At 32.2% G+C, this 15,586-nt stretch carries 9 protein-coding genes; 8 read left to right on the top strand and 1 reads right to left on the bottom strand.

Translation table 11 applies throughout. From position 1 onward, the window contains the following. The first annotated feature begins 123 nt into the window (after positions 1–123). Both B5X49_RS04500 and B5X49_RS04495 read left to right on the top strand, forming a co-directional pair. Positions 124–2,475 carry an EAL domain-containing protein gene (locus tag B5X49_RS04500; RefSeq protein WP_045748898.1) on the top strand — a complete coding sequence of 784 codons (2,352 nt, stop codon included), beginning with the start codon at positions 124–126 and terminating at the stop codon, positions 2,473–2,475. 1 nt (position 2,476) lies between these two features. Further along, complete coding sequence (locus B5X49_RS04495; RefSeq protein WP_045748899.1) at positions 2,477–3,676, top strand: hypothetical protein; 1,200 nt, start codon at positions 2,477–2,479, stop codon at positions 3,674–3,676. 49 nt (positions 3,677–3,725) lie between these two features. On the opposite strand, the gene B5X49_RS04490 is transcribed toward B5X49_RS04495, so the two are convergent. Then, positions 3,726–4,316, bottom strand: a complete 591-nt coding sequence (locus B5X49_RS04490) for a TetR/AcrR family transcriptional regulator (protein ID WP_045748900.1) — start codon at positions 4,314–4,316, stop codon at positions 3,726–3,728. A 169-nt stretch (positions 4,317–4,485) separates the two neighbouring features. On the opposite strand from B5X49_RS04490, the gene B5X49_RS04485 reads away from it, so the two are divergent. The 6 genes from B5X49_RS04485 (at position 4,486) to B5X49_RS07780 (ending at position 15,575) form a co-directional block, all read left to right on the top strand. Further along, complete coding sequence (locus tag B5X49_RS04485) at positions 4,486–7,086, top strand: InlB B-repeat-containing protein (protein ID WP_045748901.1); 2,601 nt, start codon at positions 4,486–4,488, stop codon at positions 7,084–7,086. Positions 7,087–7,289: 203 nt separating this feature from the next. Further along, positions 7,290–10,001, top strand: coding sequence for an ABC transporter substrate-binding protein (locus B5X49_RS04480; protein WP_045748902.1), 2,712 nt, complete (start codon positions 7,290–7,292; stop codon positions 9,999–10,001). Between the two features lie 265 nt (positions 10,002–10,266). Next, positions 10,267–11,238 carry an ABC transporter permease gene (locus B5X49_RS04475; protein WP_045748903.1) on the top strand — a complete coding sequence of 324 codons (972 nt, stop codon included), beginning with the start codon at positions 10,267–10,269 and terminating at the stop codon, positions 11,236–11,238. Further along, the gene (locus B5X49_RS04470; protein WP_052669894.1) at positions 11,235–12,656 is read left to right on the top strand and encodes an ABC transporter permease; all 1,422 of its coding nucleotides are present in this window, start codon (positions 11,235–11,237) and stop codon (positions 12,654–12,656) included. Before B5X49_RS04475 ends, B5X49_RS04470 begins: the two co-directional genes overlap by 4 nt. Further along, positions 12,656–13,696, top strand: a complete 1,041-nt coding sequence (locus B5X49_RS04465; protein WP_045748904.1) for an ABC transporter ATP-binding protein — start codon at positions 12,656–12,658, stop codon at positions 13,694–13,696. The genes B5X49_RS04470 and B5X49_RS04465 overlap by 1 nt, the downstream gene beginning before the upstream one ends. Beyond that, a complete protein-coding gene (locus B5X49_RS07780) occupies positions 13,686–15,575 on the top strand; it encodes an ATP-binding cassette domain-containing protein (RefSeq protein WP_052669895.1) in 1,890 nt (629 codons plus the stop codon). Before B5X49_RS04465 ends, B5X49_RS07780 begins: the two co-directional genes overlap by 11 nt. The last annotated feature ends 11 nt before the right edge of the window (positions 15,576–15,586 follow it).

Genomic DNA, 15,586 nt, shown 5'->3' with positions numbered 1-15,586 from the left:
ATGCATCTAATGTTTTAGGGGTAATTCTATTTTTAAAGCTAGTATTTTTAAATCATATGCTTATGAATGAGAAAAATCCGCAAATGATAGTATAATGAGTATATAAACCAATAGGAGTTTATTATGTATCAAAATCCAATCTTTAGACGCACACTATTCATCTTAATGATTATAGCATTTAGTGCATCTTACACTTTGATGCATTTTTTCCCTATCACACACAACCAACATTTTATTCTCTTAGCACTTGGAGCCTTAGTCGTTATAGGTATTTTTTCATTTAGAGGATTGGGTAAAAATAAACTCATATTTACAATATCAAATCTTGGATTAATGGGTTCTTTAGTTATTGAAATTATCTATCATATTTTTGAAGATTTTTATGATCTTTCAGACCTATATATCTATAAAGTGATATTCCATGGAATTTTTTCTATTACATATGTTATTGTTGCATTGGGTTTATATGATGAGTTTTCATCATATGGTAAAAATCAGCGTATCAAAAAGGTTTCATTTGATAAGAATAATGCAATACTTCTGGATTATGATCATAAACGTAAAGAAGTTACCGTTGATATATCTGAACAATTGGTTAGAAGATATAAACTCAGTCACCCACAATTTAAACTATCCTTATATGATTTTTATGTACAAATTAAAAAAGATCCTAGTAATCAAATATTAAAACTTGATGTAAAGGATATTATTGAACTCAATCTTGAAGGTAGATTGGTGACCTTTAGAGTCTCTGGACATTTCAATGTAGAAGGTCACACGACGTATCTTGCTTTTGATTATAGAGAGATTGCATATCTTCAAAAGAATCTAGAGAGCAAGGGTAAGGAAAAATTAGATTTACTAAAAAATTTAAAAGTAGGGGTTGTAGAAATAGAACTTATTTTTAATGAGTCCAATAAAATTATAGACTATGAAATTGTCTATATGAATGAAGCATTTGAAAAAATATCTAAACTTACATTAACGGATGTTATCCATAAGAAAATGTCTATCATTAATCCAAACATTTTTAAACAAAGACTCAATATCTACCAAGAGGCTTATGAAAATAGGAAACAAATTTCATTTGAATCCAAAGCATCATTTGACCAAAAATGGTATAACATTTCAGTTTATCCAAGTGACCATGAACGTATGGTAATTATTTATTCGGATGTTCATGAAATTAAGCTTGTTAATGAAGAGTTAGAATATTTAGCAACACATAACCGTACCAATGGATTACTCAATTACTATGGTATGGAAAAACAAATCCAAACCATTAATCATTATAGTCATGCCATATGTTTTTATATAACGATTAATAAGTTTGAAGAATTTGAAACCTTTTATGATCAAAGAACAGCATCCATGGCTATTGATTTAATCGCATATGAGCTAAATCAGTTCATAGATAAAAGAGATATTTTAGTAAATACTAAGTTTTTCCATTACATCATGATTTTAATTGACCCTAGTGAGGAGAAAGTTGAAAAGGTTAAACGATTCTTAAAAGAATCTACCTATAAAAAATATCCGATACTCGATCATGAAGTTATTATTAAGAAAAATATTGGTTATACTCGTAAAGATGATTCAACTATAGATTTTATTGAACTCATCCGTCAAGCACAGCTAGCAAGTAATGCGGCATCCAAGAGTGAACATAATGATATTGTTGAATATATGGAAACATTCCAAGAAGAAACAAAAACAAATATCGTAATGGCTCAAAGACTGAATAAAGCGATAGAAGAAAAATCTATTGATGTATATTTCCAAAAAATTATTAATGTAGAAGATAATGAAGTAGAATACGTTGAAGCACTCGCTAGATGGATTGACCCGGTATATGGATTTGTCTCACCAGAGTTTTTCTTTAATCTAGCAACTGAGGCGCATTTAATTGATCAGTTAGAACAATATATAGTCTACAAAACATTTATGAAATTTAAAGAAATTAAAAAAATACACCCTAAGATTAAACTCAGTATGAATATATCACCTACATCGATTTTTAATGAAGGATTTGATGCATATATTTTATATCAAGCGAAACAAGCATCTTTAAATCCAAATGACATATGCATCGAAATATCAGAAAATACATTTGTAAGAGATACAAATCAATGTGTTAACATGATAGAAAAACTCAAAAAATATGGATTTATGATTGCAATCGATGATTTTGGTAGTAAATATTCATCCTTTGGTATATTAGATTTAATACCTTTTGATATGATTAAATTAGATGGAATGTTTGCAAATAAGATTAATCAAACATCCATCCAAATGATGGTTAAAACATTAGCAGAAATATGTAAACACACAGATAAGATGATTTTAATAGAGCGTGTAGAAGATGCGGTGATTGCTCAAACATTTAAAGAATTAAATGTTTTACTTCAACAAGGGTATCACCACCATCGACCCGAACCTTATATTGGAAATATTATTAAAGAAGAGGTGTTATAAAATGAAGAAGATATGGTTGTTACTCATCATTTTAAGTTTAGTAGCTTTAGTAGGTTGTAGTGTACCTACCAATGACTTACCACCACTAGATGATGGCAATAAAGTGGAAATGTCTTTAGAAGAAAAAGTAGTCTTTCTTCAAAGCGTTTCAATGGATGAGATGGACGCATCCAATTTCAAATTTCAACAATTTGCTAAAGTGGATTTTGCATATAGTGCAGAATTAGAACAATCTGTAGCAGGTGTTGATGCGCATTATGAAATGGATGGATTGGTCAATTTGGATATAGATCAGGTGAGTTTTATTTCCCTAGGTTCTAGTCATGAAGATTCTTTCATCTATATTGGACTGGATAAAGCGTACTTCCATATGGATATCAACAATCATGAAACATTTGCTGGAGAAACTTCAAGTGAAAATGTTGATGATATAGATGCAACGATTAATTTTAATGGTTCATATGCATATCTAAATAGTGATGGTATGTATTTTAATTTGGACGGTTCTGCAGTCATGAATCAACTCACACAAGAAGGTGAGTTGGTCATTGATTCTAAATCCGTTAATGAAACATATGATGCTATTCAAGAAAGAGTCATATCTCAAACTTTTGATGAAGCACTTTATCTTGAAATTGAATCCATGTTAAATGAAATGAGAACAATGCTTCAAACTGATTTATCATTAGATGAAATGACTGAAATGGATGAAGAAATGGTGGATTTCATTGATGAAATGGTATCTGTTTATAGTGGAGGAACGACACACACAATCCGCATTCATTTAACAAAAGAGATGATCAATGAAATGATTGATCTTGTATTTGAAAGTTATACAGACATAGGTTCAATGGATTTACAACAATTATTAGAAATCAAAGATACAGTTAAAAACGCACTTCAAAGTTTCGACTTAGATTTTAGAATTGAAGTTGTTGGAGAAGCTTTAGGGACTAAGACATTGTCTAAGATCTTATTTAACATATCAGGTAAATTCCAAGGATTTTCACTGGATATGAGCGAAATGGGCGAAGATGTGATGCCTGTTGTACTACAATTTGGTATTGATATTCAACGTTTTGGATTCATTATAGACTTAGATGCAGACTTAATTGAATTACCAACCAACGATGAATTAGAAACCTTTGAAGTTGTAGAAGTTCCATCATTTGCTGAAATATTTGAAAATATGAATATGTAAATAAAGAAACTGCCATCTACGTTTGTAGGTGGCAGTTTTCTAATTGGAATCATGAGATTTCAAAGTAATTCATGAAGAAGTCAATGTGTGATTTAAAGAGTTCCTCATAAGTTAATAAAAAGTTATTCGGTTCATTGGTTAAGAACTTTTCATGAAAATGATAGATAAAGAATGAATGATAAATTTTAGCAGCAAGCATAGCGTCTGTTTTTTTCATTTTACCTTGTTGCATGAGTTGATTAAAATAATAACTATACGCTGTTCTTGGTTTATAAATAAATTCATTTAAAATAATTTCTTTTAATCTCGGTATTTCATATTGCAGTGGAATTAATAATTTTGTTAATTGCTGCATTTTTGGTGTTTCAAAGAATTTATTGGTTTCAAGAGATATGGTTGTAAAGAATAATCTAGGATTTAAACTTTGGTTTTTATAAAGTGGGTAGATATGTTTTTTCATACCATCTAATAACTCATTACAAATATCTAATAAAATATCTTCTTTAGATTTATAGTGATTATAAATAGAGGATGCCTTAATTCCGACACTTTTAGCTAAATCTCTCATTCCTAACTGGTGATAACCATGTTTAGAAAAGAGTTCTATTGCATGATGGTATATACTTTCTTTTGTAGTCATATGTTAATTTATCCTCCCGATACACGAACAATGTTATACCTTCATTTTAGCGAGCAAACGTTGTTTTGTCAATTCAATAACTGAATATTTTATATTTTAGAGATATATTCATTGAACTATCGATATAGATTGTGATATGATAAGAATAATTTTTACAAGGAGAAAGCGAATGAAGAAGATATTATCTATATTTTTTCTAACAATGGTTCTTTTTTTAGTGGCATGCGTCGAACCACCCACTGAAGAACCCATTGTAGAAGATACTTATTATACAGTTACTTTTAATTCACAAGGCGGATCAGAAGTTACAAGCCAAAGTGTTAAAGAAGGTAGTTTAGCAAATTTACCAGATGAACCAACTAAAGATGGTTTTTTATTCCTATATTGGTATTTAACGGATGAAAGTGAAGCGTTTGATTTTGACACAGCTATTACTGCAAATATTACATTAAATGCATTATGGGAAGAGGAAGCTGACCCTGTGGTTGTTCCTACTGTAGAAGAAAAGATTCAAGAGGATATTGATGCCGTACTAGCAAACCTTTATTTAAATCAAAGAGAATTGAATACAGTTGCAAGAGGACCTGTACATAATTCGATTATTACATGGACATCTAATAATCCATATGTAACAACAAGTGGAATTATTTTACCATTACTTCCAGGGGATGAAATGGTTGATGATGTTGTCATTAATGCACGCTTTAGATTAGAAGGTGTGAATGTGAATACAACATTTGATGTCGATCTTTACTATACAGATGAAGTTGTATTAAAAGATAAGCGTGTCGTACCTTTTGAGAATTTAACAGAAGAGTATGATGTTGCTGATGCTGAAGTTGAGTTATTATTTGAAGAAGGTGGATCTGTTCCTTATATCCGTGTTGTAGACTTCTTTGATTTATTAGAAGGATTTATTGATCCTGCTTATGAGATTACTTATGATACAAGAGAAACATCAATTTATATTCAATATGATTATTACGATGAAGAAGAAGATCATACCTATGACCTTAATTTAACAATTGATAGTGTTGAAGATACATTTACTGCACCAGATCCTGGGTTTTACTGGGCATATGTATATTCTACAGCAACTAATTTTGGAAGACATATTGAATATGATAGAGAAAACCCACTCTCAAGTTACACACCGGGTATTGATGTTGTTTATGATTTAAAACAATATAATATGGATGTTGTCATGTATGAAGGTGATGTTGTTGTACCTTATTATATAGCGAACCAATTATTTGCTGGTTCTAGTTATTATAATGTTTATTATAATTATGATGGTTTATATGGAATTTATGCACTTCCAAGTGAAGGTGAAGATGCATATGAAACAATTAGAAATGCATCAGTGAATAAAGGTTCTATACCTGCGGATTTAGCAATTCATACATTTAATTTCCTAGCATTTTCTATGGATAACTTTTACGGATTACAAGATATTATGGAAGTTGAAACTTATTATGATCAGTTACTTGAAATATCCAGTTCCATCGTTACAAAGAGTCCAAGTAGAATGGATGCAGCCATTGCTGACTTCTTAGTTAAAGGAATCGATGAACCACATACATCTTACGGATATCCAGGATACTTTAATGATCCTGCATATCATGGCCCATCCTTAAGTAGTTTATCCATGTATGGTCCAAGATTTAGAAATTGGTATAATGCAGGTTTAATCGCAACAGATGCTGCAATCAAAGCTAAATGGGATATTCAACAAAGTGGATTTGCATCCAACCACCCAAATAGACAACTATTCTGGTTCTTAGATGAAGCCAAGAAGAGTGTTGTTTTATCACTGGATAGTTTTTCAACAAGTGATATTACAGAAGATGTTGCATGGAGTCAAGAACAAGTAGATGCTGTCTTAAAAGCAGATGGTTCTAAATTCCCAGTACCAAATCAAGGAACAAAATATTTCTATTATAATGAATCAACAACTAAAGAAAACAAATTAGAGGTATTAATTAAAGGTCTTACACTTACAGATGCTACAAATTATGAGCAAGCTTTAGTGGGATTAGGATTTGCAAAAGTCGGATTAATTTATGAACTTGTTGATGGGGCTAATACATATTATGCTCAAGTGAAGTTTAGTTCAGATTATGATGCACTAGTATTATCTTATGCAGTTAAACCAACTACGGATGAAAAACCAGTGTTTGTTGCGACAGTATTTGACTTAATTGAATCCGATAGTGCAGTCTATATGGAATTCCAAATGGATAGAATTCTAAAAGAATCTCCATTACTTGAAAACATTATTTTAGATATCACTTGGAATACAGGTGGTAATGTAGGTGCTTTATACCGTGTAGTTGGTTTTATTACAAGTGATAGTTTTGCAGTATCTAGTATGAATGGTGCAACTAAATCCGAATCTACATCGTTTGTATATATTGATGGTGTACCTACGTATGATCATTTAAATTGGGGATTATTAATTACACCAACATCATTTTCTGCAGCAAATAGTTTAGCAACTATTTTCCAAGATAATAATTTAGGTCCAATCATTGGTATTCAATCTGGTGGTGGTGCATCATCAATTACACCAATTCTACTTCCAAATGGTACTGCATTTACGATGTCATCTAATAATATAAATGCATATCGTACAGGTAGTGGTACAGAAGAAGATCCATACGTTTATACTTCAAATGAGTTTGGAATTAATCCAACACATCCAGTATCGATGGAAAATATTTATGACAACGAAACACTTTTAGGTATTTTAGAGTCCGTTTACGCATAATTTTATAGAAAGAAGTTGAAGTTTAAAAAACTTTGCTTCTTTTTTTTGTGCAAAAAACACGATTTTTGTCCTTTTTATTGAATTTTAAGGGTTAAAATCATTTTTTTTGCTAGAAAACGTTTTCAAATGAAACTAAAGTGTTGCAATATTTTTAAAAAGCATGATATAATTACAAACAATTATTTAAGAGAGAGGAAAGAAATATGCTTAAAAAATTATTTGCATTAGGTTTAGTAGCATTATTAGGATTGCTAGCAGCATGTGCGGCACCTAAAGTTACTGTAACCTTTGATTCACAAGGCGGAAGCCCTGTTGACCCTCAAACGGTTGATAGCGGATCCACATTAGTAGAGCCTGAAGATCCAACTAAAGAGGGCGATGCTACAACTGCATATACATTCACAGGGTGGTATACAACTGCTGCTGCAACTGGTGAAGAATTTACATTCGACACTCCAGTAACTGCTGATATGACATTATATGCGGGATGGACAACTCAAGTAGTTGTAAGATTTAATACGAAAACTAGTGCTTCAGTACCAACACAATACTTACCATCTGAAGGTGGTAGCGTATCTGCTCCGACTCCTCCAACAAGAGAAGGATACAGATTCGGTGGTTGGTTCAGAGGTAAAGCTGGTTTAACTTGGTTAGAACCACAAGCAGTATCATTCCCATTAGAAGTAACTGCTGGTCTAACATTGTTTGCATACTGGGAACCACTAAATTCTAAAGCGGTTAACTACGCAGATGCTGAAACATATACAACATCAGTAACAGAAGGTACATCACTGATCTTAAACCCATTAACATACCAATGGTCACATGAAGATGCATTCATCGATATGTTATCAACTTCGCTTTATACAACTGAAGTGGACTGGGCTAAAGCAATCGCTGATGGCGCTGCTGATTATATTGGTGACTTTACAAAAGTTGTAGATAGAGAATTCTCTATTGAAGCGTTTGATTACCGTCAAATTAAAGTGGGAGCAACAAATTTCCCAATTGATGCTGATGGAAATGAACACTTAACTCCAGATGGTGGTTATGACAGATTAAATGCTCCAACAATCAACTCAACTTCATGGACTTATAACATTAGACAAGATATGAAGTTTGAAGACGGATTAGCAATTACTGCGGATACTTATGAGTATACTTTAAAACAATACTTAGATCCTCAACAAAATAACTACCGTTCTACAATCTTCTACCAAGATGGTTCAGAAACTAATGGTGCTCCAATCGTTAATGCTGCTGAATACCGTAAACAAGTTGTTAACGAAACAACTGTAGCATGGTCTTCTGTTGGTTTTGAAAAACTTGGAACATACTCATTTAAATTAACATTCTGGAAACCAGTATCACAATCAGCTGCTGTTGGTTATGGAAATAACTTCAGATTAGTTCACCCAACTGCTTATGCTGCATCATTAACAAATGGTATTAACTCAACTTATGGTACTCCAGATTCTCCTTATGTATCATATGGTTCTTATGTAATTAAGAGCTGGGATGAAAACCAAATGTTAGTATTCAACAAGAACTATGATTATGTAGCTAAAGAAACAATTAACTATAAATCACAAGTTGTACAAATCGTTGAAGACATTGCAACTCAAACTCAATTATTTGAACAAGGCGTATTAAGCGTATTAGGTTTATCAAACTCTAACTATGCTGCTTATGCTGAAGCTGACAACTTATTCAGAAGTTGGAGTGGATACCCTCAATATATTACTATGAACCTTGCTGGTTCTAGAAAAGTTGAAAACGGACACGAACAACCTGAAATTATGTTTGATAAGAGATTCCGTCAAGCTATGTTATTTGGATTTGACAGAAACTACTATGCATCAAGTGTTTACGCACCAAACGTGCCATCACTATTACCTATTCCATCTGATGCTAAAGCTTACTTACAAGATCCATTATTATTTGGTGAATCACCTCAACATTTAGCTGTATTAGAAAAACACAACATTGACCCATCTACAAACGGTTATATTCCAGAACGTGCTGTTCAATTATTTGATGCAGCATATGCTGACTGGTTAACTGCTGGTAACACAGGTCCAGTTGTTCTTAAATATGTTGCATCTAATTCTACAGAATTAAACGTTGCTCTTGCAAACTATTTAGAATCTAGTTATGAATTACTATTCAATGGTGCTGGGTTCAACCCTCTAGCTCCGGCTAAATTTGACATTCAAATTCAATGGGGTAACCAAGCAACAACTTCAGCTGCTCAAAGAGACTGGGAATTTGATATCGCGTTATTAAACGTTGGTTTCGGATCATCCGTAGGTTCACAATGGCAATATCCATTCATCGCATTTATTGGTGCTGACTTAGGTGGAGCAAACCTTGGTTTATCTCAACCGTATGACTTATCACAACCATTATATGAAGATGATTGGGTCGAAGGAAACATGGCTGAATACTATACTTCTGAAATTACTGTTGACTTAACAAATACTTATAACTACTTATTAGAAATTAAAGATGATGAAGATGTCTTACCTGAATATCTATTATTACTTGAGAAGTTAGAAGAAACAGAAGATAAAGAAGCTGGTATCTATAAAGGTACAAACGGTTGGTTAGCATTCTTCAACGTGGGTAATACTCCATGGGATGCAACAGCTGCTGAACCATTTGTAGGTGCTACTCAAGATATTTGGAATATGTTAGCTGCATTCGAAGATATTTTCTTAGAACACGTATCTATGATTCCTACAGTTACACGTGCTGACGCTGTCGTTTATAAATCAAACGTAGTAGTTACATGGCCACAATACTCATTAGCATTTGGATGGGGTTCTAACAGATACCGTTATCTAAATACTGATGCTGATTTTGAAAATGGTATATATAACACTTACAAAGCTGCATTTGAAGCACAAGCTTAATTGAATCTAACTTAATTAGCTAAAAACATATAACATAATACACCTGAGATGTTCACATGTCTCAGGTGTATCTATGCTATATAATCGTTTTGTGTGTTTTTTTACAAAAAATGAATATGCAAAAATTAAATTAAGTGATGATCCATGCATACTTATTTTTTATAAAAAAAATTGCTTAAAAAAAACAAATTAGTGTATAATATCATATACATTAAATGTATATAGCATAAAAACATCTAATTTTTAACACAAGGGAGACAATAAAATGCTTAAATACCTATTAAAAAGAATGGGCCTTATGGTTTTAACTTTTATCATAACGGTTTTTATATTCTTCGTTTTTATTAAATTAATGCCAGATAACCATGTAGCGCCTATTGGTGGAGATGATATTTGGTACCAACAAATGGTTATAAAGGAAGGATGGGATAAACCAATCATCGTTCAATTTTTCTATTGGATTAGAAATATTGTACAAGACGGTAGTTTTGGTTATTCTCAAACGTTAAGAAGAGACGTTGGTAGTTATTATTTCTCTAAGATTCCTGCATCCATTCAAATTAACATTATTCCTTATGTTGTATCCATTCCACTTGCAATTGCACTTGGTGTATTTGCTGCACTTTACAAAAATAAATGGATTGACCATATCATTTCAGTAGGTATTATGGTATTTATTTCTGTACCTTATTTCGTAGTTGTTGTTATTGCTCAGTATTTCTTTTATTTCCAATGGAGAATCGTTCCAGACTATAAAGTTGCAACTGCAACTGAATTTGGTTCACTAGGATTCTGGTATGGTATATCAACATTTATTATGCCTGTAATTCTATTAACAATTACTGCAATACCTGGAACAGCAAGAAGTGTTCGTGCAGAATTAACAGAACAATTAACACAAGATTATATGTTACTAGCAAGATCTAAGGGTTTAACAAAACGTCAAGCAACGTATCGCCATGCACTTAAAAACGCATTGGTACCATTTTTACCAGGATTCTTTATTGGAATCATTGGTGTCATGAATGGTGGTATTATTACAGAAAGTTTATTTAGAGTCGATGGAACTGGTAGAATTTACTTAGATGCATTCAATAGTGTTCCACCAGATTATCCTATGTTGATGTTAATCACGACATTTGGACAGTTCTTAACATTACTAAGTGGTATTGTTGGAGACGTTTCATATACATTATTTGATCCAAGAGTTCGTGTAGGAAGTGGGAAATTATCATGATGAATAATATAGATAAATCCAAACTTGTTTTGGTACATAAACAATCCGATACAATCAATGATATTCCATTAGAAACTAAAGAAATCGGATACTATCAAGACTCATGGAATAGATTTAAGAAAAACAAAGCTTCTTTTGTTGCATTTATTATTATTTGTTTCATCTTACTATTTGTTATAGTTGGTCCTCACTTAAAAAATTACAATTTATTTGAAAGATCAACAGTTAATGCTGCTCGTTTAGCAAACTTAACACCTAGAATTCCTTTCTTAGAAGATTTTGGTGTTTTCGATGGAACAAAAACTATTACAGTAGGTAGAAGATATCTACTTCACATGGCAGATCCTGAAAATGAATTTGGTCATGGTATTATCTTAGAAGGTTTACCACAAGAACTCCTTGATGATCCAAATCATCCGGATTTTGTGGGAATCCGTTCATTTACAGTTAAAGTAGACTATTATAAATATGTTAATTACCGTGCATCTTATATGCCTGAAGATTATTACAGTATACTTGATGAAGTAAATAATGGTAATTCTAATTTAAATCCATTAGCACCAGTTATTCGTACGTTAAGACAAGAACAATTCGATGAATATATGGCTAAAAACTATATTATTGATGTAAGACGTATTGTTCAACAACAAAACCCAGATGCGCCTGGTACATTCTATTATCAATATGAAGTTCGATTAGATCAGTTCAAAGTATCACTGGATCAATTACCAGAAGATACATATTTCTGGTTTGGAACAACAGGAGAAGGTAAAGATTTATTTACTGAAATATGGAAGGGTGCAGCAGTATCCTTAACCATGGCATTTTGGGTAACCTTAATTAATGCTGTTATTGGTTTAACGATTGGTTCAATCGTTGGTTACTATGGTGGCGTCTTAGACTTATTATTTGATAGATTCGTAGAAATTGTTTCATCGGTTCCATTCCTTGCAGTATTAACATTACTAGTCCTACGATTTGGTTCTGCTGAATGGGTCATTATTATTGCATTTACAGCAACAGGATGGATTGGTTCTTATGGTACAGGTCGTTTACAATTCTATAGATTTAAAAACAGAGAATATGTATTAGCAGCTAGAACATTAGGTGCAAGTGATGGCCGTATCATGTTCAAGCACATTTTCCCAAATACATTAGGATTAATTGTTACAGGTTATGCACTAGCAATCCCATCCTTCGTATTTACAGAAGCAAGTTTCTCATTCTTAGGTATTATTAATTATCAAACATCCACATCTGTTGGTATGTTAATTCAAAGAGGACAAGCTGTGATGCAAAACCATCCACACTTACTCCTATTTCCAGCAACATATATCGCAATACTGATGATTGCATTCAACCTATTTGGTAATGGGTTAAGAGATGCATTCAATCCATCATTGAGAGGGGTGGAATAATGGCTGAAAAAATATTAGAAGTCAAAGACTTAGCTATTTCATTTAAAACTCAATATGGTATCTTAAAAGCGATTCGTGGTGTATCTTTTGATTTATACAAAGGAGAAACATTAGCAATCGTTGGTGAATCAGGTAGCGGTAAATCCGTTACATCACGTGCAATTATGGGTTTACTAGCAGGTAACTCCATTTATGAAGGTGGTTCTATTAACTATAATGGACGTGACCTTATGCAATTACCTGAGGAATTATTCCATGAAATTCGTGGATCTAAGATCTCAATGATTTTCCAAGATCCTATGAGTTCATTAAACCCTATCGTTAAAGTAGGTAAACAAATTACAGAAGCATTAGTATTTAAAATGGGTATGCCTCAAGAAATGGCTAAGAAAAAAGCGATTGAATTGATGCAACAAGTTGGTATACCAAATGCTGAAAAACGTTATAATCAATATCCATTCCAGTTTTCTGGTGGTATGAGACAACGTATTGTTATTTCCATCGCACTTGCAAACAATGCTGAAATCTTAATATGTGATGAACCAACAACTGCACTTGACGTTACAATTCAAGGACAAATTCTTGAATTAATCGAAAAGTTAAAGGTAGAAAGAAACTTATCTGTTATCTTTATTACCCATGACCTAGGTGTTGTTGCTAACGTTGCAAATAGAATTGCTGTTATGTATGCAGGTAAAATTGTTGAAGTAGGTAAAGCTGATGAAGTTTTCTATGATCCAAAGCACCCATATACATGGGCATTACTATCATCCATGCCAAACCTTGCTACATCCAAACATTTAGATGCAATTTCAGGTACACCTCCAAACATGATTTACCCACCAGTAGGTGATGCGTTTGCACCTAGAAATAAATATGCACTTGAAATTGATTTTGAAGAACAACCACCATTCTTTAAAGTGACTGACACACATTATGCAGCAACTTGGTTATTGCATCCAGATGCTCCTAAAGTTGAATTACCTAAAGCTGTAATTACTTTAAGAGAGAAGAGAGGTAAATTGAAAAATGACAGATAATTTAAAAGAAAACAATGTACCTCAATCTGAGTTAAAAAAAGTTGACTATAATGAAAAGGTACTTGAAGTTAAAAATCTTAAAAAGCATTTCTTTATTGGATCCGGCAAAGGTAAAATTACAGTTCCTGCTGTAGATGATGTTTCTTTTGATGTCTATAAGAGAGAAGTTTTTGGTTTAGTCGGTGAATCTGGTTGTGGTAAAACTACAACAGGTAGAACGATTATCAAATTATATAATGCAACTGAAGGAACTGTTGATTTAAATGGTGTTCGTATTGGTGCAGGGTATCATAATCACTTAGCTGAAATTAAACGTATTAAACAACAAGCTAAAGAAGATATCTTATCACTCGATGAAAACAAATTTAAAGCTATCCAACTTAAAAAAGAAGCAGATCAAAAAATTGAATTCTTACATGAAGATATTAAGAAGTTAAAAAAAGTTTATGCTGATGATTTAAAAGTTGCTAGAAAACCGATTGAAGATTATAAAGATGCAACATATTTAGTACGTAATCAGTACCAAATTGATATCAGTAATCTTAAGTTTAATCATAGTTTAAAAGCATTAGAAGTAAAATCTAAAGCAGATAATAAATATGTAATTGAGCTTAACAATGAATTAATGATTGCTAAAAAGACTTACCTCAATAAATTAGATGGGTTAAATGACTCAGCTGCTTTAACTAAGGAAACAATTGATGCAAGAATTAAAGATTTAAAAGCAGATTTTGAATTTCAAACTAGAGACTTAGAAAATAAATATCGTCCTTTAATAGAAGCTGAAACACCAAATATTCTTCCAAAGGCTGAAGCAAAAGCAGAACTTAAGAAGATGAAAGCAGAATTAAATAAAGCTATTCAAGAAAGAAAAGAAAAGTTTAATTCAGAAAAATCAAAGATCAGCTTACCAAACACAGAATTAGTTAAAGAAAATGTATTAAAAGTGACTAATGACTTTAAGGCTAAATTAGAGACTATTAAATCTAAAATTGCTGATGTTAAGGCTGAACTTAAGGCAAATGTTGATCGTTTACCTAAATCTGTTGCATTTAATGCAGATCAAAGAGCTAAAGCTCAAGAAATCAGATTAAAAGCTAAACAAGATGTTAGAGAACAAAAGCAAATCATTAGAGATATTAAGACTGTCAATGAAGCACAAGATACATTAAAGGCATCTCAAAAAATGCAAATGATTTTCCAAGATCCAATTTCTTCATTAAACCCTCGTATGACGGTTAAGGAAATTATTGGTGAAGGATTAGTCATTCAAGGTGGCTATGATTCTGAAACAATTAGTAAAATGGTTGCTGAAGTTCTAGAAATCGTAGGTTTAAGTCCTGAATATGCAACTCGTTACCCACATGAATTCAGTGGTGGACAACGTCAAAGAATCGGTATCGCACGTGCACTCATTATGAATCCAAACTTTATTATTGCAGATGAACCTATTTCTGCTTTAGACGTATCGATTCGTGCACAGGTTATTAACTTACTCACAAACTTAAAAGAAAAATTAGGATTAACTATTCTATTTATTGCCCATGATTTATCAGTTGTTCGTTTCTTCTGTGATCGAATTGCTGTTATGTACTATGGTAAGATTGTTGAACTTGCTTCCTCTGAAGAATTATTCAATAATCCTCAACATCCATATACAATCTCATTATTATCTGCAATCCCTCAACCGGATCCAGATTCTGAAAAAGGTCGTAAGAGAATTCACTATAATCCAAGTCAACATGATTACCGTTTAGATAAACCTTCCTTAAGAGAAATTTCTAAAGGTCATATGGTTTATGCAAATGACAAAGAATTTAATGAAATGAAAGCAAATTATGGTAAGAAAAAAACATCTCAAAATGAGATAAAGGCATAGGAGGAAAAACT

The organism is Acholeplasma oculi, assembly GCF_900166985.1.
Lineage (GTDB): Bacteria > Bacillota_I > Bacilli_A > Acholeplasmatales > Acholeplasmataceae > Acholeplasma > Acholeplasma oculi.
Note: the sequence above shows the minus strand (reverse complement) of the source record. Positions and strands in the feature narration are given on the sequence as shown.